Origin of the sequence: Sphingomonas sp. 10B4 (genome assembly GCF_035019905.1) — a bacterium.
Classification (GTDB): Bacteria; Pseudomonadota; Alphaproteobacteria; order Sphingomonadales; family Sphingomonadaceae; genus Sphingomonas; species Sphingomonas glacialis.
On the sequence record NZ_JASJVC010000001.1, the window covers coordinates 41,046 to 66,719 of the forward strand.

General features: G+C 68.9%; 25 protein-coding genes and 1 riboswitch. Of the genes, 8 read left to right on the plus strand and 17 right to left on the minus strand.

What is annotated here, in order from left to right:
• Window positions 1-142: 142 nt before the first annotated feature.
• From QN347_RS00155 to QN347_RS00165, 3 genes are all read left to right on the plus strand, one after another.
• The gene (locus QN347_RS00155; protein WP_322164056.1) at window positions 143-2,182 is read left to right on the plus strand and encodes a M3 family metallopeptidase; all 2,040 of its coding nucleotides are present in this window, start codon (window positions 143-145) and stop codon (window positions 2,180-2,182) included.
• Window positions 2,183-2,547: 365 nt separating this feature from the next.
• The gene (locus QN347_RS00160; RefSeq protein ID WP_322164055.1) at window positions 2,548-2,973 is read left to right on the plus strand and encodes a fasciclin domain-containing protein; all 426 of its coding nucleotides are present in this window, start codon (window positions 2,548-2,550) and stop codon (window positions 2,971-2,973) included.
• Between the two features lie 75 nt (window positions 2,974-3,048).
• The gene (locus tag QN347_RS00165; RefSeq protein WP_322164054.1) at window positions 3,049-3,978 is read left to right on the plus strand and encodes an NAD(P)/FAD-dependent oxidoreductase; all 930 of its coding nucleotides are present in this window, start codon (window positions 3,049-3,051) and stop codon (window positions 3,976-3,978) included.
• Here the strand turns inward: QN347_RS00165 and crtI are convergent.
• The 4 genes from crtI to QN347_RS00185 form a co-directional block, all read right to left on the minus strand.
• On the minus strand, window positions 3,975-5,597 hold the full coding sequence (gene crtI, locus QN347_RS00170; protein ID WP_322164053.1) for a phytoene desaturase family protein: 1,623 nt from the start codon (window positions 5,595-5,597) through the stop codon (window positions 3,975-3,977). The two genes, QN347_RS00165 and crtI, sit on opposite strands and share 4 nt — an antisense overlap.
• Entirely contained in the window at window positions 5,594-6,526 is a 933-nt protein-coding gene (locus QN347_RS00175) for a Brp/Blh family beta-carotene 15,15'-dioxygenase (RefSeq protein ID WP_322164052.1), read from the minus strand. Before QN347_RS00175 ends, crtI begins: the two co-directional genes overlap by 4 nt.
• 4 nt (window positions 6,527-6,530) lie before the next feature.
• On the minus strand, window positions 6,531-7,298 hold the full coding sequence (locus tag QN347_RS00180) for a bacteriorhodopsin-like (RefSeq protein ID WP_133187805.1): 768 nt from the start codon (window positions 7,296-7,298) through the stop codon (window positions 6,531-6,533).
• 256 nt (window positions 7,299-7,554) lie between these two features.
• On the minus strand, window positions 7,555-8,178 hold the full coding sequence (locus tag QN347_RS00185) for a LuxR C-terminal-related transcriptional regulator (protein WP_133191934.1): 624 nt from the start codon (window positions 8,176-8,178) through the stop codon (window positions 7,555-7,557).
• A 497-nt stretch (window positions 8,179-8,675) separates the two neighbouring features.
• Between QN347_RS00185 and QN347_RS00190 the strand changes: the two genes are divergently transcribed.
• From QN347_RS00190 to lysA, 4 genes are read left to right on the plus strand one after another with little or no spacing between them, the layout of a single operon-like run.
• Complete coding sequence (locus tag QN347_RS00190) at window positions 8,676-8,948, plus strand: hypothetical protein (RefSeq protein ID WP_322164051.1); 273 nt, start codon at window positions 8,676-8,678, stop codon at window positions 8,946-8,948.
• Between the two features lie 43 nt (window positions 8,949-8,991).
• On the plus strand, window positions 8,992-9,510 hold the full coding sequence (locus tag QN347_RS00195; protein WP_322164050.1) for an SAM-dependent methyltransferase: 519 nt from the start codon (window positions 8,992-8,994) through the stop codon (window positions 9,508-9,510).
• Window positions 9,507-9,767: a hypothetical protein gene (locus QN347_RS00200; RefSeq protein ID WP_322164049.1), complete on the plus strand. Its 261-nt coding sequence runs from the start codon at window positions 9,507-9,509 to the stop codon at window positions 9,765-9,767. Before QN347_RS00195 ends, QN347_RS00200 begins: the two co-directional genes overlap by 4 nt.
• A gap of 40 nt (window positions 9,768-9,807) precedes the next feature.
• Window positions 9,808-11,100 carry a diaminopimelate decarboxylase gene (gene lysA / locus QN347_RS00205; RefSeq protein WP_322164047.1) on the plus strand — a complete coding sequence of 431 codons (1,293 nt, stop codon included), beginning with the start codon at window positions 9,808-9,810 and terminating at the stop codon, window positions 11,098-11,100.
• A 7-nt stretch (window positions 11,101-11,107) separates the two neighbouring features.
• On the opposite strand, the gene QN347_RS00210 is transcribed toward lysA, so the two are convergent.
• The 8 genes from QN347_RS00210 to cbiE form a co-directional block, all read right to left on the minus strand.
• A complete protein-coding gene (locus QN347_RS00210; RefSeq protein ID WP_322164046.1) occupies window positions 11,108-12,169 on the minus strand; it encodes a HoxN/HupN/NixA family nickel/cobalt transporter in 1,062 nt (353 codons plus the stop codon).
• A 233-nt stretch (window positions 12,170-12,402) separates the two neighbouring features.
• Window positions 12,403-12,640, minus strand: a riboswitch (cobalamin riboswitch).
• 70 nt (window positions 12,641-12,710) lie between these two features.
• Complete coding sequence (gene bluB / locus QN347_RS00215) at window positions 12,711-13,352, minus strand: 5,6-dimethylbenzimidazole synthase (protein WP_322164045.1); 642 nt, start codon at window positions 13,350-13,352, stop codon at window positions 12,711-12,713.
• Window positions 13,349-14,107: a precorrin-6A synthase (deacetylating) gene (gene cobF, locus QN347_RS00220; RefSeq protein WP_322164044.1), complete on the minus strand. Its 759-nt coding sequence runs from the start codon at window positions 14,105-14,107 to the stop codon at window positions 13,349-13,351. The genes bluB and cobF overlap by 4 nt, the downstream gene beginning before the upstream one ends.
• Window positions 14,104-14,832 carry a uroporphyrinogen-III C-methyltransferase gene (cobA, locus tag QN347_RS00225; RefSeq protein ID WP_322164043.1) on the minus strand — a complete coding sequence of 243 codons (729 nt, stop codon included), beginning with the start codon at window positions 14,830-14,832 and terminating at the stop codon, window positions 14,104-14,106. The genes cobF and cobA overlap by 4 nt, the downstream gene beginning before the upstream one ends.
• Window positions 14,829-16,136, minus strand: coding sequence for a cobyrinate a,c-diamide synthase (locus QN347_RS00230; RefSeq protein ID WP_322164042.1), 1,308 nt, complete (start codon window positions 16,134-16,136; stop codon window positions 14,829-14,831). The genes cobA and QN347_RS00230 overlap by 4 nt, the downstream gene beginning before the upstream one ends.
• On the minus strand, window positions 16,133-16,918 hold the full coding sequence (cobM, locus tag QN347_RS00235) for a precorrin-4 C(11)-methyltransferase (protein WP_322164041.1): 786 nt from the start codon (window positions 16,916-16,918) through the stop codon (window positions 16,133-16,135). Before cobM ends, QN347_RS00230 begins: the two co-directional genes overlap by 4 nt.
• Window positions 16,915-17,295 (minus strand): cobalamin biosynthesis protein, encoded by a 381-nt coding sequence (locus QN347_RS00240; RefSeq protein WP_323493941.1) that lies wholly within the window; start codon window positions 17,293-17,295, stop codon window positions 16,915-16,917. The genes cobM and QN347_RS00240 overlap by 4 nt, the downstream gene beginning before the upstream one ends.
• Window positions 17,277-18,485: a precorrin-6y C5,15-methyltransferase (decarboxylating) subunit CbiE gene (gene cbiE / locus QN347_RS00245; protein WP_322164039.1), complete on the minus strand. Its 1,209-nt coding sequence runs from the start codon at window positions 18,483-18,485 to the stop codon at window positions 17,277-17,279. The genes QN347_RS00240 and cbiE overlap by 19 nt, the downstream gene beginning before the upstream one ends.
• On the opposite strand from cbiE, the gene QN347_RS00250 reads away from it, so the two are divergent.
• Entirely contained in the window at window positions 18,484-19,233 is a 750-nt protein-coding gene (locus tag QN347_RS00250) for a cobalt-precorrin-6A reductase (protein WP_322164038.1), read from the plus strand. The two genes, cbiE and QN347_RS00250, sit on opposite strands and share 2 nt — an antisense overlap.
• On the opposite strand, the gene cobJ is transcribed toward QN347_RS00250, so the two are convergent.
• Genes cobJ through cobN form a run of 5 tightly spaced genes read right to left on the minus strand, consistent with a single transcriptional unit; the run spans window position 19,209 to window position 25,672 of the window.
• On the minus strand, window positions 19,209-19,952 hold the full coding sequence (gene cobJ / locus QN347_RS00255; protein ID WP_322164037.1) for a precorrin-3B C(17)-methyltransferase: 744 nt from the start codon (window positions 19,950-19,952) through the stop codon (window positions 19,209-19,211). The two genes, QN347_RS00250 and cobJ, sit on opposite strands and share 25 nt — an antisense overlap.
• Entirely contained in the window at window positions 19,949-20,674 is a 726-nt protein-coding gene (cobI, locus tag QN347_RS00260; protein WP_322164036.1) for a precorrin-2 C(20)-methyltransferase, read from the minus strand. Before cobI ends, cobJ begins: the two co-directional genes overlap by 4 nt.
• The gene (locus QN347_RS00265) at window positions 20,671-21,300 is read right to left on the minus strand and encodes a precorrin-8X methylmutase (protein ID WP_322164035.1); all 630 of its coding nucleotides are present in this window, start codon (window positions 21,298-21,300) and stop codon (window positions 20,671-20,673) included. Before QN347_RS00265 ends, cobI begins: the two co-directional genes overlap by 4 nt.
• On the minus strand, window positions 21,300-22,403 hold the full coding sequence (locus QN347_RS00270) for a cobalamin biosynthesis protein CobG (RefSeq protein WP_322164034.1): 1,104 nt from the start codon (window positions 22,401-22,403) through the stop codon (window positions 21,300-21,302). Before QN347_RS00270 ends, QN347_RS00265 begins: the two co-directional genes overlap by 1 nt.
• Window positions 22,400-25,672: a cobaltochelatase subunit CobN gene (gene cobN, locus QN347_RS00275; RefSeq protein ID WP_322164032.1), complete on the minus strand. Its 3,273-nt coding sequence runs from the start codon at window positions 25,670-25,672 to the stop codon at window positions 22,400-22,402. Before cobN ends, QN347_RS00270 begins: the two co-directional genes overlap by 4 nt.
• Window positions 25,673-25,674: the final 2 nt, after the last annotated feature.

Genomic DNA, 25,674 nt, shown 5'->3' on the forward strand with positions numbered 1-25,674 from the left:
GTCGAAACACCCCAATCGAGCTTTGGTGCCCACCACCGTAGCTGACAGCCGAGCCCCTCCTCGCCGGAAATAAAGCCCGTGCGATTGCCGCCGACGGCGTCGATACCGCGTTGATGGTTTGAAACCTGAAGTGGATAAAACGATGACGAACCCTCTGCTCGACACGCTGGACCTGCCGCGTTTCGGCGATATCCGGCCGGAGCACGTTGCGCCCGCGCTCGACAAGGTCATCGCCGACCATCGCGCGGTGGTTGAGCGGATCGTTGCGACGCAGCCGCGCAGCTTTGCCGAGGCATGGTTGCCGCTCGAGCGTGCGGACACTGCGATCACGGCGGTCTGGTCGGCGGTTTCGCACCTGCACGCTGTCGCCGACACGCCCGAACTGCGCGCCGCTTTCGTGGCCGGGCAGGAAAGGTTGGTCGAAAACAGCCTGCAGGTGATGCAGAACCAAGCGGTGTATGCGGTGCTGGTCGCGCTCACCACAACATCGGAATTCGCGGCGCTGGCAGACCCTGATCGCGCCGCCGTCGAGCACAGGATCCGCGATTTCGCCTTGGCAGGCGTCGCGTTGGAGGCAGCGGAGCGCGCGCGCTTTGCGGCGATCTCGGTCGAATTGTCGCACCTGTCGACCGCATTCGGCAACGCCGTGCTCGATGCGACCGACGCCTGGTTCGAGCATGTCGAGGATGCGGCCGTGTTGGCCGGCATTTCGGAGGCCGACACGGCGATGTTCGCCGCCGCGGCCGCCGCGCGCGGGCTGCCTGGATGGGTCGTGACGCTCCAGATGCCGAGCGTGAACGCCGTCCTGACGTTTGCCGAGGACCGCGGCCTGCGCGAGCGGGTGTATACCGCATTTGGCACGCGCGCATCGGATCAGGGACCGCATGCGGACCAGTTCGACAATTCGGGCCGGATCGCGGGGATCCTAGACCTGCGGCGCGAGGGTGCGCGGTTGCTCGGCTTCACCGATCCGGTCGCGTGGTCGCTGGCCACCAAGATGGCACCCGACGCCGGCGCGGTGCTGGCTTTTCTCCGCGATCTCGGCCGCCGGGCGAAGCCTGCCGCGACCCGCGAATATGCCGAGCTGGCGGAGTACGCCGCCGACCATCTGGGAATCGCGGCGCTTCAACCCTGGGATCTGGCCTATGTCTCGGATCGGCTGCGCGCCGCGCGCTATGCCGTCGACGAGCAGGCGGTGCGCGCTTATTTTCCGGTCGAACGCGTCATCGCCGGCTGGCAGCGGCTGCTCGATCGTCTGTTCGGCATCCGCATGATCGCGCGCGCCGACGTGCCCGTCTATCATCCCGATGCCTGCTATTACGACGTGACGGACGAGGATGGCGCAGTCATCGCCGGCATCTATGTCGACTTGCACGCTCGCAGCGGCAAGCGCGGCGGCGCGTGGATGGCGCAGGCGCGTCCGCGGCTGAAGGATGGCAACAGCCGACAGGTGCCGGTTGCCTATCTCGTCTGCAACTTTGCACCGAAAACCGAAGCAAGCCCCTCGCTGCTCAGCCACCGGGAAGTCGTCACCTTCCTGCACGAGACCGGGCATTGCCTGCACCATTTGTTCACCCGCGTCGATCGTCCCAGCATCGCCGGCACCAACGGGTTCGAATGGGACGCGATCGAGCTGCCGAGCCAGTTGATGGAGGATTTCGCCTGGGACCGCGACGTGCTGAGCGGCATGTCGGGCCATCACCAAACCGGTGCGCCGTTGCCAGACGGGGTGTTCGACACGCTGGTGGCGGCGCGCCGGTTCCTGTCCGGCATGTTCGTCGTCCGCCAGGTGGAATTCGCGCTGTTCGACCTGCTGCTGCATCTGGGCACGCTGGGCAGCGACCCGATGGAGGTGATCGAGGCCGTGCGCGACGAGGTCGCGGTGGTCCGCCCACCGGCATGGCACCGCTTCCCGCACGGCTTCACCCATATCTTCGCCGGCGGCTATGCATCGGGCTATTACAGCTATCTGTGGGCGGAAGTGCTTGCGGCGGACGGGTTCCAGCGTTTTGCGGAGGCAGGATTGGTCGACCGCGCCACCGCCGCTCTGTTTCGCGAAGAGGTGCTTTCGCGCGGTGCGAGTCGTCCAGCCGCAGACAGCTTCCGCGCCTTCCGCGGTCGCGATGCGGACCCGCAGGCAATCCTCGTCCGCCATGGCCTGGCGATGCACACCGACGGCTGATCGCAAGGTTGCCGATCGGCGGATCGGCTACGCTCGAGAAACTCAGCAAGGCCGCGGTCGAGAGCTATTTCTCTTGAGCGGGAACGCGATGCGCGCGGCATCGCGCGCTCGCCGTATTACACGGGCTTACAGATTGCACTGCGTGACAGCCCCTTCACCCAACGCAGCAGCATCAAGGGGATGGCGGGAACGCATGTGCGGGGCAATCTCGTAGGGGTGAACGCCAAGATGGGCCAAAGCCCGTATTGGGAGTCCGCTGTCACTATGGGAAGGCGACGCAGCGTCGGAGCGCAGCGATACCAACTCGCAAGAGGCGGTATGCGCTGACTTCAGGCGCGACACCGGCCCAGCCAAAGGATTCCATAATGACCGATCCACGCCACGATATCGTCGATACCGCCGTTGCTGCGGGTTCCTTCTCGACCCTGGTCGCCGCAGTGACTGCCGCAGGCCTTGTCGAGACGCTGAAAGGGGCCGGCCCCTTCACCGTGTTCGCGCCGTCGGACGACGCGTTCGCAGCCCTGCCCGCAGGGACCGTCGAGACGCTCGTCAAGCCCGAGAACAAGGACCAGCTGACCGCGATCCTCCTCCTCCACGTCATTCCCGGCAAGGTGATGGCGGCTGATGTCGCCGGCCAGGTGCTCGACCCGGCCACTGCCGGCGGTGCGACCGTCCATGTCGATGGAACGAATGGCGTGACCGTCGACGGCGCGAAGGTCGTCACCGCCGACATCGAGTGCACGAATGGCGTGATTCACGTCATCGACGCCGTGATCTTGCCCAAGGCCTGACCGTCGACACCGGCGGCGCTTGGTCTTTATAGCGCCGCCGGTGTCATACGTCGTGCCTATCGGACGGGAACTCGAATGAAGATCGCCATCGTCGGCGCAGGGATCGCAGGAGCGTCCTGCGCTGAAACGCTGCAGGCCCGCGGCCACACCGTCCTGATGTTCGACAAAGGGCGCGGGCCCGGCGGGCGGATGGCGACGCGGCGCGCGCCGGGACCCGACGGCGACGTCGCCTTTGACCACGGCGCGCAATATTTCACGGCACGCGACTCCGCCTTTGCCGCGCAAGTCGCGCAGTGGGCCACCGCGAACGTCACGGCGGCATGGCCGAGCGCGGGCGACGATGCCTGGGTCGGAACGCCCGGGATGAGCGCGGTGGTCAAGGCCATCGCAGAACGGTTGGACGTCCACTGGACCACCAAGGTCGACACGATCCGCCAGGACGGCGCGTTCTGGAAGCTCGACCCTGCTTCGGACATGGCGTTCGACGCGGTCGTGATCGCGACGCCTGCCGAGCAGGCAGCACCGCTGCTGGTCGCGCATGATCCCGCGATGGCGGCGATGGCGCAGGCGTGCCCGTCGGCACCGTGCTGGACCGCGATGGTGGCGTTCGACGAACCGATCGCGATAGCAACCGACATTCTGCGCGACACCGGCATCCTTGGCTGGGCGGCCCGCAACAGCGCCAAGCCCGGACGCGGCGCTGGGGAAGCCTGGGTGCTCCAGGCGACGCCGGACTGGTCCCGCCTACATCTCGAGGATGCGGCCGAGAGCGTCGTAGATGCTTTGCTCGCCGCGCTGGCGGACCAAGCCACGCGCGCACTGCCCCCGCCCACCGTCCGGATCGGTCACCGCTGGCGCTATGCGCGCGTCAAGGCGACACAGCACGGGGCGCTGTGGAATCCCGCCAAGCGCATCGGCGCGGTCGGCGACTGGCTGGTCGCGCCGCGGATCGAAAGCGCGTGGCTGTCCGGCCGGATGCTCGCCGACCGGATCGGCCCAGCCTAGCGCGCCGCCGGGACGCCCGCGACGATCGCCGGATCGATCGCGTAATCGCGCGCGATCTCGCGTGCGGTCATCTTCGCGGACATCATCACCGACGGCGTCCCGCCGCCCGGCTGCGTGCCCTGGCCGACGAGATAGAGGTTGGTGATGTCCTCACTGCGATTGTGCGGGCGGAAGAAAGCCGTCTGCGTCAACCGCGGCTCGACCCCGAAGCCGTTGCCGGCATACGCGCCGAGCACTTGCTCGAAATAGTCGGGCGTGACGAAGCTCTGATAGACCAGCCGCTCGCCGAGGTCGGGGATGTAGCCGCGCTCGTCGAGGAAGGTCAGCACCTTCTGCGCGAAGGCCTCGCCCACCACGTCCCAGTCGACATCGCCGAGCGTGTTGGGGACGGGGATCAGCGTGTAGGCCGCGTGATGCCCTGGCGGCGCGAGGCTGGGGTCGGTCATCGTCGGGATGTGGAGATATTGCGAGAAGTCTTCCGCGAGGATCTTGCGCTCGAAAATGTCGGTCAGTAGTTCCTCGTAGCGCGGGCCGAGGATGATGTTGTGGTGGCGCAAATCGGGATCGCCGTCGCGCTTCTGATAGCCGAAATAGATCACCATCAGCGACATGCTTTGCTTGCGGAACTTGACCACCGCGTCGCGATTGATCCGCCGATGCGCCTTGTCGATCAGCTTGAGATAGGTCGTCGCATAATCGCCGTTCGACACGACGAGATCGGTAGCGAGCCGCTCGCCCGACGCCAGCGTCACGCCCGTCGCGACGCGCTTGCTGCCGCGCTTCTCGACGTCGATCCGCGCAACCTCGGCGTTGAGCTGCACCGTGCCGCCAAGTTCCTCGAACTTGGTTACCATCGCCTTCACCAGCGCGCCGGTGCCGCCCATCGCGAAATGCACGCCCCAGGTCTTTTCGACGAAGTGGATCATCGCATAGATGGCGGGCACCTTAAGCGGGTTGCCGCCGATCAGCAGCGGCTCGAAGCTAAACACCTGCCGCATCTTGTCGCTCTTGAAATATTTGCTGATGAGCGAGAACAGCGGCTGGACCGCACCGAGCTTGAGCAGGTCGGGCACGACGCCGAGCATCGAGCCAAGGCTGCCGAAATAAGTGTAGCCGAGCTCGAGGAAGCCACGCTGGAAGATCGCACGCGCGGCTTCGTGGAAGCGTTCGTAGCCGTCGAGATCCTCGGGCGCGAGCTGGGCGATCTGCGCGCGGACGTTGACCGGGTCGGCGTCGTAATCGAAGAAAGTGCCGTCGTCGAAATAGATCCGGTAGAAGGGCAGGACGGGGACGATCTCGAGATAGCGACTGGTGTTGGGCCCACCGCTGACACCTTCGAGAATCCGCTTTTCGGCAAGTACTTCGGCGGGAAAGTCGGGTTGCGCCAGCATCGCGTGATCGCGCTCAAGCGAGAACAGTTCCTCGATGAAATGCGGCACGGTCAGCACGGTCGGCCCCATGTCGAAGGTGAAGCCCTCGGCGCGCCTAACATACGCGCGGCCCCCGACATCATCGAGCTGTTCGACGATCCTGGTGTCGAAGCCGAGGCTCTGCAAGCGGATCGCGCACGCGATGCCGCCAATGCCGGAGCCAATTACGATCGCAGTACGACGAGTCATGGGGTCGATGTCTTTTCGTGAGAGTAAGGCACGGCGATAAGCCGTCTTTCGATCCAGCGCGAGAGCAACAGATGCGGCACCGCCACCGACGCTAGCAGTTGAAACGCCTGCGCGACCAGGCTCGCGTCGACGCGGGACGGAACGAAGCCACGCAGGCACCACCAGCCAAGGATCGCGAGGCCGGAGAGCAAAGCGCCAGTCCCGATCCAGCGCCCTAGTGTCATGTCATGTAAGGCCGAACGGGTCTGCGCCAAGTGCCGCGGCGAATGGAGGAAGACGAAAAACAGCGCGAAGCCCGTGACGGGCGGGAGGATGACAAGCAGGACAAGGCACAGACTCATCGCCGCAGCCCAGTGGCGGCTGCCATCGCGCCACGCAAGCGCGACGCCGACCGCGGTGACGAGCAGCGCGACCGGCGCTGCGGCGGTGATGATTTGCGCAATGACCGCCGCGCGCGGATCGCTCATCGCGGCGAACAGCGCCGACACCTCGGCGGGATGACCAAGCGTCGCCGCCGCGATCACCGCGGCGCCCGCGGCAAACCGCAGCAGCGGTTCTTCGAGCATCGGCCAATCCTCGCCGAAATGGACCGACGCGACCGCCAGGAACACCACAAGAGCGACCAGCGGCAGCGTCATCCACAGCGCGACCATCAGCACGGCGATCGCCACATATCCGCCGACCGCGAGCCAGAGCCCCGAACGGTCGAGTGCGACCGATCGACGCAACAGCGCGATGTCATAGGCCCCGTGCGGGAGCCCGCCCGCGATAAAGACCAGCGCGGCGGCGGTTTGCGTGAGCGGAACGCCCATCAGCGTCATCCCGATCAGTCCGGCCGCCGCGATCCAATAGGCTGGATACACGACATCGCCGCGCCCGGGAGGGGCACGGCGAACCGATGGCGGGTGCGGGTAGGCAAGCGCCGTCATGCGATCAGGCAGCATAGCCCTTATGCCCGTCGGCTTCGGCTTCCGACTTGCGGACCGCGATCAGGAAAATCAGGATGCCGAGGCCGGCCTTGGCGACGATATCGGCGATCGTATACCCGATCTGGATCGTCGTGGTGACGTTGCCGCCGGTCAGCCCGGCATACGGTGCCATGTAGACGATCGGGTAGAAACCCCACGATGCGAAGGTCAGCAGGCGCGCCTTGCGAACCAGACCTTGTGCGCTGGCAGGCTGCTGCTTGATCGAGGCGCCGAGGCCGCTGAACAATTCCCACACGATGTAGACGAACGGGATCGCCGACAGCGTCCCCCAGATCGCGCGGGTCGGGATGTCGCTGGCGATCTCACCGGGATAGCCGAGGATGATCATCAGCGCCGCCGCCGAGCCGAGGCGGATCGCCTTGGACGACGTCTCCTCGCGCGACAGCCGCATCACGAGCACGAGTTCGATCAGCAGCAGCGGCACGGTCAACAGCCAGTCGACGTAGCGATACGCATCGTTGAACGCGTAGCCCGTCGCGGTGACGATGCCGTCCTTGAAGGTATAGGCTTCGTTCCAGCTCTCGAAGATCCGGAAATAGTGATAGGCGGCGATTCCGGTGACGAGCCCCGAAATGGTCAGCGCGGTGCGATAGGCCGGCGCGACTTGCCCGCGGCTGAGCCAGAGGAATGCGGTCGCGGCGCCCATCGCCGCGAAGGTGAACGAGAACGCATTGTAGACGAGCGAGAATTGAAAGGGCGTGACGATATCCATCGGAATCTCCGTCGCAAGGGTACGCGGCACGGATGCGCCGGGCAGGGGGGGATTCAGGATGCCGCTCAGTCGTGGCGGAGCGCCCCTTCATCTCCAGATTTGTCGCCACAGCAGCACCACACGGGCGAGGGTAACCCTGACCGCACACCGAATGGCTGAACGGGTGCGGCAATGCCGCTGTGGCAACCCCACTTTCCTAGAATGAGCCGGTAGCGGCGGCGATACGGGCTTTGTGCCGTACCGGGGTAACGCGGTATTACAGGCCAGCCTCGACAGCGAGGCGGATAAGGTCTGCGGTCGTGTTCAACCCCAGGCGATCCATCAGAATGGCACGGTGCATCTTGACCGTCTTTTCGGCCAGATTGAGTTCGGCCGCGATCTGCTTGTTGAGCAGGCCGTTCGCGACGAGCTTGAGCACCTGGCCCTGCCGCGGCGACAGCGCCTTGACCATTTCCGCCGCGCGGATACGGCGCATGCTCGATGGGCTTGCCGCGCCGGCGTCGATCTCGAGTTGCGATCCGAGGAAATACAGCAACGCGTCCTGCTCGTCATAGATCGGCGCGACGAGCACGGCATTGCGGAATGGCTGGCCGCTGCGCTTGTAGTTGAGGATTTCGACGAGCACGGGGCGATGCTCGCGGACCCCGCGCCGGATTTCCTCGGTCAGCCAGGGTTCGGTCGCGGGGCCAGAGAGGAAACGGCAGTTCCGTCCGACGACGAGGTCTGCCGGATATCCGGTCAAATCGCAGAACGCATCGTTGCAGGCGACGATCGGATTGTCGGGCAATCGCGGATCACTGATCACCGACGGAATCGGGCTATCTTTGACAAGACGGATGTGGCGGTTCGGGGCAGACGGGAGTTCCAACGTTTGTGCCATACCGAGTGTGCGCCCATTTCCTGTGGGCTGTTCTACCGCCGACAGGAGGATAAGCCACGCACTTTGTGCCCTATCTCGGGCCATTTTCCGATCACACTGATCGGAGCGATCATTCGACGCGATTTCCCTGATGTCGTCAGCCATTCTCGGCCCGATGCAGGATTTTCAGAGCTCCGGATCGTCATCCGCGGACCGAGGCTGCCTCGGGGGGCAGCCCACGGCAACGAACCCGCCGCAGACCCGCGCGATCATGCGATCCTGACACGCAAAATCCGTGTTCGGGGCTCCGCGCGATAGGACGAGACTAGCAGCCCGTGCGAGCTTCGACGGATGCAAGCATGCGGCGGGGATTACGCGGATTCTACGCGTTTGCCGCCCAAACAGTCTCGCGCCTTTATGCGCGCAGTCGCTATTTGGCTTCCTGCAAGGACATCCGCTCTCGAGCGTCGCTGCGGCGGTATCGGTTTCTGGGATGATCCGCATGAGGAAGTCGAGACATGACAGCATCACTCAACCCGGAGCCCGACCAAGCGCGCCCGGTTTTGAAAGTTGGACAGGATCGCGCCGGCCATTGGCTGGTGCAGGATAGCGGCGGCGCGCTCGAAGGCCGCTTCGTGTCGCGTGCCGCGGCGATCGGTTTTGCGCGCAGCGAGCTGCATGCCTTTGCGGGCGCCGTGATCGTGATGGCGGCGTCTCCGCTGGTCGCGACGATTTCCTTTGCGCCGGTTCAGCCGTGGGAAACCGCGCGCGATCATCGGAAGGCCGCCTGATGCGCCCGATCTCCCGCCGCAATGCGCTTTCGGGTGCACAGCAATGACCTATGCTGCCGAACATACGATCGATGGCCCGTCCTGCCTTCACCGCGGTACCCGCAAACGCATCGTCGCTGCCCCGCGCCGCCCGCGCTGCCGCGACACGCGCTGGCCCGAAGTTGCAGCGACGCTCGCCGCCTTGCGCGCCGCCAAGCGCTGCAGCGTGCGGATCGTCGATGTCGATTGCGGGGCGGGGACGCTGCTGCTGTGCGCGGTGCGGTTCGCGCGCGCGCTCGGCTTCACCGCGATCGAGGCGCGCGGCATCGACGCCGCCCCGACGCTGATCGGGCGCGCCAGGGTTGCCGCCGCGGCAGTCCGCGACCCGGCGATCGGAATCGTCTTCGAACGCGGTGATCCCGTTGCGGCGTTAGGCGCGGAATGCGATTTTCCGGCCGACATCGTGCTGTGGCACGGATGCGGCGGGGCCCATGGCGACGCTGCAATCCGCGCCGAGCGGACCGCGCTTTGTGCCGGCCATGCCGTGATCGTGGATCACCCGGCGGCACGGTGCGCGGCGTGACGCAGCGCGATCTCCTCTGGCGTGGGCTCGGCGTCGCGCTGGTCGTCGTCGCCACCAGCGTCCGGGTGGCGGATGGCGATGGCACGCACGCGGCGGCGAGCCTCGTCGCGTTCATCCTGACGCTCACCGGGCTCGTCCTGATCGTCCAGGGCAAGCGCGTCCCCGCTGCGCTCCGCGTCGAGCGCAGCCGACACCGCCTGCTCGCGCAGGCGATCCGCGTCCGACGCCACAAGCGGACCGACGACGGCAACGCTTGATCCACGCGTCTCCACACGATCCTTCCCGGAACGGACTCCTATGCCTTTTCCTTTCGACTGTCGTGACGGCGTCCTCCATGTCGAGGACGTCGCGCTGCCGGCGATCGCCGCCGCGGTCGGCACCCCGGCCTACGTCTATTCGACCGCCGCGCTCCGCACCTCCGCGCGCGCGTTCCGCGCCGGGCTGGCGTCCGTGCCGCGCAAGCAGCTTGCCTTCGCAGTGAAGGCCAATCCCAACCTCGCCGTGCTGAAGCTGCTCGCCGCAGAAGGTTATGGCGCCGATATCGTTTCGGCGGGCGAGATGCTGCATGCACGCGCCGCAGGAATGCCGGCTGAGAGCATCGTCTTTTCGGGGGTGGGGAAATCCCGTCGTGAACTCGCCGCCGCGCTCGACGCCGGGATCGGGCAGTTCAACCTCGAACTCGAAGCGGAAGGCGTGGTCCTCGCCGCGATGGCGGCAGCGCGCGGCGTGCGCGCCTCCGCGGTGCTGCGCGTGAACCCTGATGTCGACGCGGGCACCCACGCGAAGATCTCGACCGGCCGCAAGCAGAACAAGTTCGGTGTTGCGCTGGACGATGCGGCGGCGATCTATGCGCGTCTCGCCGGGCGCGACGGGCTCGATTTGCGCGGAATCGCGATCCATATCGGCAGCCAGCTGTCGGATCTTGCGCCGCTCGAAGCCGCTTACGCGCGCGTCGGCGCGCTCGTGGCGCGGCTGCGCGCGGCGGGGCACACGATCACGCACGTCGATCTCGGGGGAGGTCTTGGCTTGTCATACCGGCCGGGCGAGCAAATGCCGAGCCCGGCGGCGTACGGCGCGATGGTGGCGCGCGTGACGCGCGGCTGGGATGTGACGCTGCTGTTCGAGCCTGGCCGCTTCATCGCCGGCGACGCGGGCGTGCTGCTAACGGAAGTGCTGTGGGTGAAGCCGGGCGCGGTCGACCCCTATGTCATCGTCGACGCTGCGATGAACGATCTTGCGCGGCCCGCGCTCTATGACGCGTTCCACGACTTTGTAGCGGTCCGGCCGAGCGGGCAGCGGATGACCGCCAACATTGCCGGCCCGGTCTGCGAAAGTGGTGACACCTTCGCGATGGGGCGCGAGATCGATGCGGTGGCGTCGGGCGACCTCGCCGTGTTTCGCACCGCCGGGGCGTATGGCGCGACGATGGCGTCGACCTACAATTGCCGCGCACTGGTGCCCGAAGTGCTCGTCGATGGCGATCGCTTCGCGGTCGTCGCCGACCGGATCGCGCCCGAGGCGATGCTCGCCGCACAGCATATCCCGCACTGGATGGCGGAGGTCGAGGCGGCCCCGCGCAAGGCCGCCTGACGCCCCGCTACGGGGCGAGCGCTGGGGGCGGCTCGTGGACCGCGATCTCGTCGAAGCGCATCCAGCGATAGATCAGGAAGCTGATGATCCAGGCGCTCGCGAACAGGCCGATGATCCAGAAGCCGAGCAGATTGAGGTGGCTGCCGAGCCCGTTCGCCACGTCCCAGATCCCGCCCGACAGGCTGAGCTTGTCGGCGAGCAAGGCGGCGGTCTCGATCCCGCCGATCATCACCGCGACCAGCGCCGAGACCGCGGTGATCGTCACGTTATAATAGAGTTTGCGGATCGGCCGGACGAACGCCCATTCATAGGCGCCGAGCATGAGGATGGCGTCGGCGGTATCGACCAGCGCCATCCCGACCGCGAACAGCGCCGGGAACACCAGCACCGCGGCAAACGAGAAACCGTGTGCCGCCTGTGCGGTCGAGAGGCCGAGGATCGCCACTTCGGTCGCGGTGTCGAAGCCCAGGCCGAAGAGGAAACCGAGCGGCGCCATGTGCCACGGCCGCGTGATCAACCGGAACAACGGCCGGAACAGGCGCGAGAGGGGCCCCTTGCCGGCGAGCAGCACGTCGAGATCGTCGGCGTCGTAGCTCCCGCCGTCGCGGACGTGGCGGAAGGTCCTCCAGACCGAGCAGAGGATGACGAGGTTGATCGCCGCGATCGCGAACAGGAAGCCGGCGGAGAATATCGTCGCGATGACGCCCCCCGCGGCCTTGAGCGTCTCGAACTGCGCGAGCGCGTTGGCGGTGGCGGCGATCGCGACCGAGGCGATCAGGATCACCGCGCTGTGCCCGATCGCGAACCACAGGCCGACGCTGATCGGCCGCGTGCCGTCCTGCATCAGCTTGCGCGTGACGTTGTCGATCGCGGCGATGTGATCGGCATCGACCGCGTGGCGCAGCCCCAGCGTCCAGGCGAGCAGCGCGGTGCCGAGCATGGCAGGGGCGGCGTGGAACAGGCTGCCGGCCCAGATCCACGCGCCGATATTCGCCGCGAGAAGCAGCGCGAACAGCGCGATGATGCGCGCCCGCAAACGCCGTTTGCGGCTTGGCTGGAGCGCGGTCATCGGGCCGCCCGCTGCGCGCTGGAGTGATGCGCGGCCGGTACCCGATCCGCGCAGAACGATCGAAATCGCATGAAAAGTCCCCCGGCGTCGGACGAAACCGGCGGGCCTTCCGTATCGACGGCGACAGTCGTGCCGCCCGGACGCCATCGCGACCGGCACGCCTGCTCGTGCGGCCCCCCGCACTTTCGTCGCTCGACGGACTTCACCGTGCCGCGGCCATCCCCTGGACCAAGGCAAGAGCGACCCACGCCGGCAGGTCTCCTGGCTCACGGGTCACCGCCACGCTGCACGGCCTTCCCAGGGCGATCACGCAAGCGTGTCCGGCCCAGTGGCTGCCCCCGTCGCACAGACGCGGGCGATGTGCAGCGCGCTCGCCGCTTACAGTTGCAGGGACAGCCTCGGCTTCGGGGCAACCCCTCACCGCGTTCCCTTTTAAATCCCTCGCGGGACACCAGCGCAGTCACGAGACGGGCGATCCTGGGGACCGTTCGCCTCGATGGATGGCGTATCGAAACGACCGCGCGCGGGCAAGCGCGAATCGTCAGCGCTCGAAGAGGCGATCGGCGAGCGGTTCGCGCGCTTGCCAGTCGCGGCGTTCGAGCTCGGGAATGTCGGAGGGGGCGAGCGGCGTGCCGAGGCACAGCAGGGCGACGAACGACCAAGTCGCCGGCACGTCAAGCAGCGCCGTCACCGCCTCTGCATCGAGGATCGACACCCAGCCGAGACCGTAGCCGCGCGCGTGCGCCGCGAGCCAGAGCGTATGGATCGCGGTGACCGTGGAGTCGCGCAACGTCGCGGCGATCGTCGCGCGGCCAAGGCCGTGGCCGGCCAGTGGATCGAGCGCGTTGAACACCGCCAGGATCTCGGGGGCCTCGCGCAGGCCGTGGAGCTTCAGCGTGGAATAGTGCGCGCGGCGCGCCGGATCGACGAGGCGATCGGCCGCGGCGTGGCTGGCCGTATCGACATGCTCGGCAAGACGGTCGCGCAACGCCGGTGAACGGATGCGGATGATCCGCCAGGGCTGCGCATTGCCGACCGACGGCGCAAAGGCGACCGTCGCGATCAGGTCCTGCAGATCGCGTTCGGGGATCGGCCGCGTATCGAAATGCCGGACGTCGCGCCGCCAGCGGAACAGGTCATCCAGTCGCGCGACGAACGCGGCATCGAAGACCGGTGGCGTCATGGCGGTGCTGTCCGGCGCAGCAGATAGATGTCCATGATCCAGCCATGCTCGGCGCGCAACGCCGCGCGGCGCTCCACGATCTCCTCGGCAACGTCGCCAAGCGAGCCGGCGATCAGCGCCTCGTGTGGCATGCCGAGATAGGCGCCCCACCAGATCGCGGCACACTCCGGCGCCAGCGTGGTGAAGCCGCAATCACCGTCGAGCATCACCGCGACGCTGTCGGCCGCCTCGGGCCAGCCATGCTCGCGCAGCCGGCGACCGGTGGTGATGACCACCGGCGCGCCGAGCGTGTTGAGCGGGATCGCATGCGCGGCAGTCAGCGCCTGCAGGCTGGTGATGCCGGGGATGAGCTGGACACGCAGCGCCATGCCGTCCGCCCGCAGCCGCTCGGCGATGCGCAGCGTGCTGTCGTAGAGCGAGGGATCGCCCCAGACGAGCAACGCGAGCCGACCGCCCTGCGGCAGGTGCTCGGCGATCTGTGTCGCCCAGGTCGCGGCGATCGCATCGTGCCAGTCGCCCACGGCTGCAAGGTATTCACCAGTCGCGTCACGAATCGGCAGGTCGAACTCGACGATCCGAACCGGCCGCGTTAGCGCGGTGGCGCAGAGTGTGCGGCGCAGGTCGATCAAGTCCGACTTGGCGTCGCCCTTGCGCGGCAGCAGGATCAGGTCGGCGGCGTTCATCGCCGCCTCGGCCTGGCGCGTGAGGTGATCGGGATTGCCCGTGCCGATGCCGATCAGATCGAGGTCGATCATGGCGCCTCTTCCTCCATCAGCGGGCCATAGAGGATCAGCGCCGGCGCCGTGCCGATGTCGGTCGCGAGGCTTTCCGCCAGCTCGCTGATCGTCGAGCGGAGCAGCCGCTGATCGGGATGCCCGACATTTTCCGCGAGCAGGGCGGGGGTGGTCGGCGGCAGGCCGTGCTCGACGAGGCGCGCGACGAGCGCGGCGAAGGTGCGTTTGGGCATGAAGATCACCGTGGTCGCCTCGGCATCGGCGAGTGCGGCCATGTTGAGCGCGCCGGGCAAGCCGCCGGTGATGTCGTGCCCGGTGACGAACTGCACCCGCCGCGCGCTGAGCCGGCGAGTCAGCGGGATCGCGGCGGCGGCGGCCGCGGCCGAAGCGGAGGTGACGCCGGGGACGATCTCGAACGCGATCCCCGCGGCGCGAAGTGCGACGATCTCTTCCTCGAGCCGCCCGAAGATTGCCGGGTCGCCCGACTTGAGCCGGACGACGCGCGCGCCGGTCGCGGCATGATCGACCAGCAATTGCGAGACATGCGCCTGGCTCGGCGAGGCGCGCCCGGCGCGCTTGCCGACCGCAACGAGCTCGGCGCCGGGGCGGATATGGCCTAGAAGCGGGCCTGACGAGAGATCGTCGAACAGCACGACATCGGCCGCCTGCAGCCGCGCGACGGCTTTGAGCGTCAGCAGTTCGGGATCGCCCGGGCCCGATCCGACGAAGGAGACGAAGCCGCTCACTGTGCGGGCGCGATCAGGTGGAAGAAGGTGCCCGAGACCCGCCCGCGATACGATCCGGATTCGGCGACGGCCGTGCCCTCGGCATCGACGACATGCGCGAGTGCGGCGTCGGGCTGATCGAGGATCGTCGAATAATGGAATTCGTGGCCACGCAGCGCCGTGCCGCCGGGCAGCCCCGCCATCGGTGCGAGCAGCGTGGCATGGCGATAGCCGAGATGCATTTTGCGTTTCGCATAGCTCGTCACGAGCCCGAGCAGCCCCGCCATCCGGTGGCTGGTCCCGTCGGCATCGATCAGCGCCTCGCCGAGTGCCATATAGCCGCCGCACTCGCCATGGATCGCGCGGGTGCGGGCATGCTCGGCGAGGCCGGCTTGGAAGGTCGAAGCGGCGGCGAGGCGACCGGCGTGGAGCTCGGGGTAGCCGCCGGGCAGCCAGACGAGGTCTGCGCTGGCGTTGGGCGCCTCGTCGGCGAGTGGCGAGAAGGGCAGGATCTCCGCGCCCGCGTTACGCCACGCATCGAGGATATGCGGGTAAGTAAATGAGAACGCAGCGTCCTGTGCGAGCGCGATGCGCTGTGCGGGGGGTGCGAAACGCCATTCTTCGGACGCGATGTGAGGTTTAGCTGATGCGGCCTCGCGCAATGCGGCGAGGTCGACATGCTCGCGCAGGAAGGTCGCGTACTGTGCGATGCGCGCGTCGAGATCGGCATGTTCGCCGGCCTGCACCAAACCCAGATGCCGTTCGGGGAGCGTGAGGTCGCTCCGCCGCGGCAGCGCGCCGAACACGCGGATGCCTGCCGCCGCCATCCCGCTGCGCGCGAGCCGGTCGTGGCGCGGGCTCGCCACGCGGTTGAGGATCACGCCCGCGATCCGCAGATCGGGATCGTAGCGCGCGAAGCCGAGCGCGGTCGCGGCGGCGGATTGTGCCTGGCCCGACACGTCGATGACGAGCACGACTGGCCATCCCATCCGCCGCGCTATGTCGGCGCTGGCGCCGTTGCCCGTCGCGCCCGCCGCCGCGACGCCGTCGAACAGCCCCATCGATCCCTCGGCCAGCACGAGATCGGCGTCGCGCGCGCTGGCGGCGAGGCTGTGGAGCATCGGCTCGGGCATCGCCCAACTGTCGAGGTTGAACGATCGCCGGCCGCTTGCCGCATGGTGGAAGGCGGGGTCGATATAATCTGGGCCGCTTTTGAACGGCTGGACGCTCAAGCCGTCGTCGCTAAGCGCGCGGAGCAGGCCGAGCATCACCGTGGTCTTGCCGGTGCCCGAGGCGGGCGCGGCGATCATCAGGCCGGGGGTCATGTCGCGGACTCGCTGAAGGGGGAGGTGGCGCTCTGCGGGCGGAAGCGGCGGTCGTAGCCGGGGGCGTAGAGGCTGCTTTCGATGAAATCGTCCGCGGCGAGCACGCGGCCGACGAGGATCAGCGCAGTGCGTTCGGGGCCGTCCGCCGCAGCAGTCGCGATCGTCGCGAGCGTCGCGCGGACGATCCGCTCGTCGGGCCAGCTCGCGCGCCACACGATCGCGACCGGGCACTCCGGCCCGTAAGCGGGGATGAGGTCGGCGACGACGCGATCGAGCGCGTGGATCGACAAATGGATCGCGAGCGTCGCGCCGGTGGTGGCGAAGGTGGTAAGGCGCTCGGCGGGCGGCATCGTGCTCGCGCGGCCCGGGGTGCGCGTCAGCACGACCGATTGCGTCAGGCCGGGCAGCGTCAGCTCGGCCTCGAGCGCGGCGGCGGCGGCGGCGAAGGCGGGGACGCCCGGCGTGATCGTGAACGGAATGTCGAGCGCACGCAGGCGGCGGAGTTGCTCGCCCATCGCCGACCAGATCGAGAGATCGCCCGAATGGAGCCGCGCGACGTCCTGGCCCGCCGCATCCGCCGCCGCGATCTCGGCGACGATCGCGTCGAGCGACAGCGGCGCTGTGTTCACGATCCGCGCGCCCGGCGGGCAATGGTCGAGCAGCGCCTGCGGGACGAGCGACCCGGCATAGAGGCAGACCGGCGACCCGGCGATGCGGTCGCGCCCGCGCAGCGTCAGCAGGTCGGGCGCGCCGGGGCCGGCGCCGATGAAATGGACGGTCATGGATCAGGACTTTCGGCGATGGCGCAGCTGGCCATGCGGTCGGGGGAGATATGGCGCTGCGCGATCAGACGAGCGCCGGGGCCTGCGGCGGCGAGCGCGGCGGCTTCGGCCACGCTGCCCGCGCCGCGTGCGGCGAGGCTGGCGGGGGATTGGGTCGCGGTCGGCGTGGCGCGCAATGCTGGCGGTGCAACTGCGAGCAGCGGGATGCCCATCGCTTCGGCGAGCGCGGCGAGCAGCGCAGTCTTGTCGGATGGCGCCGCGAGCGCTGTGACCGGCGGATGTCCGGCGCGCGCCAGGTCAAGCGCTGCAGACAGCGATTCCTCGCGTGCGCCGGTGCGATAGCCGAAGCCTGCGACGATCACAGCGCCACGCTCCACTGCACGATGGGATAGTTCGAACGCCAGCCACGCCGAGTGCCGATCGGGGCGGCCCGCGCGAGTTCGATCCGCAGCAAGTCGCCGCCCTTATCGCGCTGCGACTGCGAGAGCAGCGCCTCGGATTCGAGCGTGACGGCGTTTGCGACGAGCCGCGTACCCGATGGCAGATGCTGCCACAGCCACACGAGCAACGCTTCGGACAACCCGCCGCCGATCACGACCGCATCGGGGATGGGCTCGCCGGCAAGCGTATCCGGCACACGACCATCGACAATGCGAAGCCGATCCATGCCGAGCGCGGCGGCATTGTCGCGCGCGCGGGCGGCACGGGACGGGTCGGCTTCGAACGCCAGCGCGCGCATCGATGGGGCGCAGAGCAGCCATTCGATTGCGATCGACCCTGATCCGGCGCCGATGTCCCACAGCAATTCCCCCGGACGCGGAGCGAGCGCCGAGAGGGTAAGCGCGCGGACCGGTTGCTTGGTGATCTGTCCGTCATGCGCAAACCAGTCGTCGGGTCGGCCGCTGGCGCCTGGCAGTACCGCGCCCTCGCCAGCAACCTCGATCGCGACAGCGACCGGATGCTGGATGTCAGCGAACGCTTCTGAAGAAGCGCCGGTCTGACGGATGCGTTCACGCGGCCCGCCAAGCGCCTCGAGGATCCACAGCGCGCTGTCGCCAAAGCCGCATCCGGTCAGATAGCCGGCCAGCCCTGCGACCGCCGCGCCATCGCGAACCGTGACGATCGCGCGGCGGCCGGGCGCGAGATGCTGGCGCAGCCGCTGGAACGGCGCGGCGTGGAGGCCGAGGCACTGCGTCTCCTCGATCGCCCAGCCGAGCCGGGCCGCAGCAAGCGCGAAGCTCGACGGGGCAGGGTGCGCCACCCATTCGTGCGGCGCCAGCTGCCGCGTGACGACCGACCCCGCGCCGAACCAGAACGGATCGCCCGACACGAGCATCACCACCCGGCGCCCACGCCGCGCAAGTACCGACGCGATGCCGTCGGCGAAGGGGACCGGCCAGCACGCCGTTTCGCACCCGGGATCGGCGAGCAAGGCGAGGTGCCGCGCCGCCCCCGTCAGCCAATCGGCCTGCGCGATCGCATCGCGGCTTGCGGCGGACAGGCCTGCCGGTCCATCCTCGCCGATCCCGACGATCGTCAGCCACGGATTGCCGACACCCTCAGCCATGACGCACGTCCTGATCCTTGGTGGCACGACCGAAGCCAGCGCGCTCGCGACCGCGCTCGCCGAACGCGGCGTGCCCGCGACGCTGAGCTATGCCGGGCGCGTCGCCAGCCCGAAGCCGCAACCGGTGGCGGTGCGGGTCGGCGGTTTCGGCGGCGTCGCTGGCTTGGTGGAGTGGCTGCGCGAGGCTCAGGCCACGCATCTGGTCGATGCGACGCATCCCTTCGCCGCGCAGATGAGCGCGAACGCCGTCTCCGCCGCGACGCTGGCGGGGGTACCGCACATTGCGCTGAGCCGTCCCGGTTGGGTCGAAGAGGATGGCGACCGCTGGATCCGCGTCGCCGATATTCCCGCGGCGGTCGCTGCCCTTGCCGGTCCGCCCCGAGACGTGATGCTTGCGCTGGGGCGGATGCATGTCGCGGCCTTCGCGGCGCAACCGCAGCATGGCTACTTGCTCCGCTTCGTCGATATCCCGTCTGCGCCGGTCGCGCTGCCCGACTATCGGCTGGTCGTCGATCGCGGCCCCTTCACCGTCACGGGCGATGTCGCGCTGCTGCGGGAGAACGCGATCGATCTGATCGTCTGCAAGGATGCCGGCGGCACCGGCGCGCAGGCGAAGCTGATCGCCGCGCGCAGCCTGGGCGTGCCGGTCGTGATGATTGATCGCCCGCCGTTGCCCCAATGGCTCGAGGTCCACGATGTAGCGGCGGTACTGGCCTGGATTGGTCATGCCGCCGACCGCGGCGTATAGAGGAAGCGCGTTCCGGGGATTATGCGCGTGCGGCTCGAGCCGACGATGACCACCGTGCGCATGTCGGCCATCTCCGCGCGAGCCTCTGGCAGCGCGACGACATCGAGCTGCTCGTCGGGCGTCGAGACGGCGCGCGCGAAGAGCACCGGGCGCGCGTCGGCACAGGTCTCGCGCAGGATCGCCAGCGCCGAAACCAACCCGTCGGGCCGCGCCTTCGAGCGCGGATTGTAGAAGGCGATCGCGAAATCGGCCTCCGCCGCGAGCCGCACGCGGCGATCGATCACCGCCTGCGGCTTGAGATTGTCGGAAAGGTTGATCGCGCAGAAATCGTGGCCCAGCGGCGCGCCGGCGCGCGCGGCGGCGGCGAGCATCGCGGTAATGCCGGGAAGCACCCGGACGTCGAGCGTCCGCCATTCGGGCGCGCCCTGTTCGATCGCCTCGAACACCGCCGCCGCCATCGCGAACACGCCGGGATCGCCCGACGACACGACGACGACGCGATGCCCGGCGAGCGCGAGCTCGAGTGCGTGCCGCGCGCGCTCGAGCTCGACGCGATTGTCCGACGGATGCAGCGTCAGCCCGTCGCGTGGCGCAACGCGCGCGACATAGGGGATGTAGCCGATCACATCGCTCGCCTCGGCGAGCGCCGCGCTCACCTCGGGCGTCACCAGCGCCGCGTCGCCCGGCCCCAGCCCGGCGATGGCGAGCCAGCCGGTCACGGTCGCCGCCCTTGCCCGTGGATCAGCAGGATCGCGAAATAGGGGGCGACCGCGCCCGCATCGACCAGCCGCGTGACGCGCTGGTCGGGCATTGCGGCATGTTCGACCAACCAGGCGGCATCCTCGCGCCCCGCAGCGGCGACGGCCCGGCGCAATTTGCCGAGGTGGCGGCCGATCTTCATCACCACCAGCGCGTCGGTATCGCGGATGCGCCGCGCGAGCTCGGCCTCGGGCATCGTCGCGGTCAGCACGGTCAGCACGTCGTCGCCCCAGGTGATCGGACTCGCGCTCGCGGTCCACGCGCCCGACATGCCGGTGATGCCGGGGACGACCTGGACGGGCACGAGTCCGGTCAGGCGGCTGTGAAGGTGCATGAACGACCCGTAGAAGAACGGATCGCCCTCGCACAGCACGACGACATCCGCGCCGCCCTGCGCCAGCGTCGCGAGGTGTTGCGCGCACTCGGCGTAGAAGCCGCTCAGCTGGGCGTTGTAGCGCGGGTCGGTGAGCGGGATCTCGGTGGTGACGGGATATTCCATCGCGAATTCGACCGCGTCGTCGCGCAGCATCCCCTCGACGATACAGCGCGCATGGCCGGGGCGCCCGGCCTTGCGGAAGAAGGCGATGTGGCGCGCCTGGCGCACCAGCCGGTCGGCGCGCACGCTCATCAGATCCTGCGCGCCGGGGCCGAGGCCGACGCCATGGATGGTGCCGCAGGTCATTCGGCGCGGCTCGCCAGCGCGTTGATCGCGGCGACGGTGATCGCGCTGCCGCCCATCCGCCCCTCGACGATGACGCACGGCACTGGCTGTTCGGCCCACAACGCCGCCTTCGACTCCATCGCGCCGACGAAGCCGACGGGGCAGCCGATGATCGCGGCGGGGCGCGGGCACGCCGGGTCTTCGAGCATGTTGAGCAAATGGAACAAGGCGGTCGGCGCGTTGCCGATCGCGACCAGCGCGCCGGCGAGATGCGGGCGCCACAGTTCGAGCGCGGCAGCCGAGCGCGTGTTGCCCATCGCGCAGGCGAGTTCGAGCGTCTCGGGCGCGTGGAGCGTGCAGATTACGGCATTGTCGGCGGGCAGGCGCGCGCGCGTGATCCCTTCGGTGACCATGCGCGCGTCGCACAGGATCGGCGCGCCGGCTTGAAGCGCCGTCCGCGCGACGCTGGCGAAGCCAGGCGAGAAGCGGATTTGGGCTGCGAGCTCGACCAGCCCGGCGGCGTGGATCATCCGTACCGCGACGGGTTCCTCGTCGCGGTCGAAGCGCGACAGCGCGGCTTCGGCGCGGATCGTAGCGAACGACTGGCGATAGATTGCGGCGCCATCGGTCTCATAGACATGCGGCATCAGGCGGCTCCGAAATGGTCGAGAATCTGGCGCACGTCGAGGCCCGCGCGCGCCGGCGGCGACCCGGCGCGGGCGTCGAACGCGAGGTCGTAGCGCCCGTCGCGGCCGGTCAGCACGACGGAAGCGGGGGCGGCACGCGCGCAGCCCTTGGCGCACCCCGAGACGTGGAGGTGGCCGGTGACGAACGGGGCGAGCCGGGTGGCAAGGTCGCGTGTCGTCACACTGGCTTGCGGGCAGGCGGGTGCGCCGACACAGGCATCGGTCGCGGCGAGCGGGTCGGGGGCGGGGATGTGGGTTGCGCCTTCGATCAGCAGTAGGCGCCACGGCGTGGTGCGGACGGCGCTGGCGGGCGAGGTGGCCAGCATCGCGATGAAGGTGTCGGCATCGATCCGGCCGAACGGAAGCGGCTGCGCGGCACCGAGCGGATGGCGGCCGGGGGCAAGCGGCGCTCCGGGCGGGGCGGGGTGATCGTCGCCGTTCGCCCAGCCGGGGAGCGGTGCTGTATGGCGCGCCATCCGACCGGCCTCCGCGCCGCCGGTGGCGACGAACCACTGGGCGAGCGCGATCAGCGCATCGACTTCTTTGCCGAGCGCGATCGCAACGCCAGTCTCGCGGCCTTCCGCTCGCAGGATCAGACGGCCTGTGGCGGCGCGTTCGATACGAAAGTCGGCGGGCGCGGTCGTCAGGATCGGTGCGGCACCAGCGTCGATTGCAAAGCCGACCTTGCCCGGCAACTCGGGAAGTTCTGCGAGGCGGACCTTGAGTTCGGTAGCGATGCGATACGTGTCGTCGCTTGTCTGCCAGTCGGGCGCGACGAGGATCGCCCGGCGGGCTTCGCGTTGTGGATCGGGATCGACCAAAGCCAGGTTCACCAGCGCGGCGACAAGCGCTTCCCAACTGGAGTCGGTAGCCCCGCGAATCTGCAAATTCGCCCGATTGGTCACGTCGATCTGGCCGTTGCCGTACTGCACCGCCGCCGCGCACAGGCCGAGTATCTGGTCACGGTCGAGCCGCCCGAGCCGCGGCCGCACGCGCACCAGCAAGCCGTCGCCCGCCGCCATCGGCCGCCACGCGGTCGGGCACCAGCCACGCACCGCGCTCATGCCGCGCCGTCCAGTTGCGCGAGGATCGAATTGCGCCGCGTCTGCCACAGGCCCGCCGTGCGCAAAGCCGCAAACCGCGCCTCCATCGCCGCGAGCGCACCCGGGTTGGCCTCCGCGATGAACGCGCGGACATCGTCGCGCGCCAGCGTCGCGTCGAAATAGAGGTCGAACGATTCGGGCGTCACCGCGCCCGCGAGATGCGCGAAGCTGCCGAGATGATCGAGCGTCGCCGCGATCTCCGCCGCACCGCGATAGCCGTGGCGCATCATCCCGGCGATCCAGCCAGGATGTGCGGCGCGCGCGCGGACGACGCGCGCGATTTCTTCGGGAAGCGGCCGCGCGCGCGGACGATCGGGATCGGTCGCATCGAGGTGATAGGCCGCCGCATTGCCGCCCGTCACCGCCTGCGCGGCAGCGAAGCCGGCTTCGTGCGCGGCATAATCGGCGGCGAGCAGCAGGTCGGTTTCGGGCAGGTCCTGGACATGGACGAACAGATCGGCCGCAGCGATCCGCGCGCGGATCCCGGCGGGATCCGCGTGTTCAGCCTGGCCATCGAACGCGTGCGACGAAGCGGCGAGCCACGCTTCGCCAGCCGATCGGCGCGCCTCGGGCGTGTAGGTGTCGACGCTGTCGCCCAGGCCGACGCCATAACGACCGGGCGCGGGACCGAACACGCGCGCTGCGGCCGGCGCGCCCACGAACGGGTTGCGATCGGCGGGCTCGTCGCGCGCGGCAATCGCGCGCACCGCCTGGCCGAACATAACGCACAGCGTCGGGAAAGCATCGCGGAACAGGCCGGATATGCGCAGCGTGACATCGATCCGCGGCCGGTCGAGCAACAGCAGCGGCAGGATTTCGACCCCGGTTATGCGCTCCGACCCCATGTCCCACACCGGCTCTGCGCCGAGCAGATGGAGCGCCATCGCGAACTCCTCGCCCGCGGTGCGCATCGTCGCCGATCCCCACAGGTCGATGACGAGCGCGCGCGGATAGTCGCCCTGATCCTGCAAGTGGCGGCGGATCAGTTCGTCAGCGAGCCGCACGCCCTGCGCGTGCGCCGAGCGCGACGGCACCGCGCGTGGATCGGTGGTGTAGAGGTTGCGTCCGGTCGGCAGCACGTCGCTTCGCCCGCGCCACGGTGAGCCCGATGGCCCCGCCGCCACACGTCGCCCATCGAGCGCGGCGAGCAGTCCGTCGCGTTCCGCCGCACCTTGGTGCTCGCGACCGAAGACGTGGAGCCCGTCGCCGAACTGGCTGTCCTTGACGTCGCAGACGAAGGTGTCGATCCGCGTGATCGCCTCGGCATCCGAGCGCGCCGCGTCGAGGCCGAGCACCCCGTCGAGCCCGAGCGCGCGCGCCTCGTCGCGGATGTCGCCGCGCAGCCGCGCACGTCGCGGCGGATCGAGCCCGTCGGCGTTGGAGAATTCGTCGAGCAAAACCTCGAGCCGCCCAAGCCCGGCGCCGCTCCCGCTGCGTTCGAGCGGGGGGGGGACATGCCCGATCGTCACCGCGCCGATGCGGCGCTTGGCCTGCGCCGCTTCGCCCGGATCGTTGACGATGAACGGGTAGATCACGGGCAGCGCGCCGGTCAGCGCCTCGGGCCAGCAGGCGTTCGACAGCGCGACCGCCTTGCCCGGCAGCCATTCGAGCGTGCCGTGCGCGCCGACATGGACCAGCGCGTGCGTGCCGCGCGCCTGCAGCCAGAGGTAGAAGGCGACGTACCCGTGGCGCGGGCAGCGCGACAGGTCGTGATATTCGTCCGACCGGACTGCAGGACGCCCGCGTTCGGGTTGCAGCGCGACGATGCTCTCGCCGCTGGCATAGGCGGCAAAACGAAACTGGCCTTCGCTGACGGTAGGGTCGCCCTCCGGCTCGCCCCACGCGGCGAAGAGATCCTGGCGCAACGTCGCCGGCAACCCGAGCAATGCCGCACGATATTCCGCGACCGGCCAGTCGAGCGTCCGCGTCGCGAGCAGGACGGGCAGATCGGCGGGGCCGGGTCCGGTCGCATAGCCGGCTCCAGCGAGATCCTCCAGCATCGCCGCGACCGAGGCGACCGCGTCGAGGCCGACCGCGTGCGCCATCTGGTGCGTCTTGCCCGGATAGGTCGAGACGACGATCGCGAGCCGTCGCTCCCCCACCGGAGTCTGGGCGAGCGAGATCCAGCCAAGGACCCGCGCCACAATCGCGATGATCCGCGCGGGATCGGCACGATGCTCGCGGCGCGCGAATTGCAGGTCGGGATCGAACGGCGCGTCGTCCTTGAAGCTCGCGACGCCCGCGAACAGGCGGCCATCGACCTCGGGCAGCACGACATGCATCGCCAGATCAACCGGCGACAGCCCGCGCTGCGCGCCTGCCCAGGCCGCGCGATCCGATGTGGCGAGCGCAACCTGGAACACCGGCACGCCCGCCCCATCGAGCGGCGTGGTGCCGGTTTCATCGCGCGCTGAGAACGCGGTGGCATTGATGATCGCGGCAGGCGCGAGGCTCGCGACCCAGCGCCGCATCCATCCGCTCGCTTCCGGGTCCTTGAGCGACGGCGCGAACAGCGCAAGGACGTCGCAGCCGCGCGCCTCGAACCCAGCTTGCAGCGCGGCGATCGGGTCGAGATCGGCGGCGGTGAGATACGATCGGTAGAAGACGATCAGGATCCGCAGCCGCGTCGCAGTGAGCGCGAACGCCGCGGGGCAGACGATGCCGCGCCCGGCTTGCCACCCCCCGACCGGCGCGATAGCGCGCGCGCCGTGAAGCGGTCGCACATAGCAGCCCGATGCCAGCGCGAACTGCGCAAGCGCCGCCTGCGCCGCCGCCGCGCCGCCGATATCGCACAGCTGCGCGATCCGATGCAGCGTCGAGACCGGCACCGTCGACGCGGCCTCGAGCCGTTCGTCGCGGCGTCCATCGGCCGGGATCACCGCCAGCGCGATTCCCTCGCGCCGCGCCAGCGCCGCGACCTGTTGCAACCCATAGGACCAATAGGCCGCGCCGCCGATCAGCCGGATCAGGATGCCCTTCGCGCCCGCCAAGGTGCGCTCGACATAGGTGTCGACCGACAGCGGGTGCGTCAGCTCGGCGAGATTGGCGAGCCGTACGCTCGGCAGCGCGGCATCGCCCGCATCCGCCACGGCGCTGCGCCACCCGGCCGCGAACGCGCCGAGATCGCTGTCGGAAAACGACAAGAGCACGAGATCGGCGGCGTCCTGCCCCAGATCGCGCGGCGATGCGCTCTCCTCCAACCCGTGGGTTTCGCGGAAGATGACGTGCATCG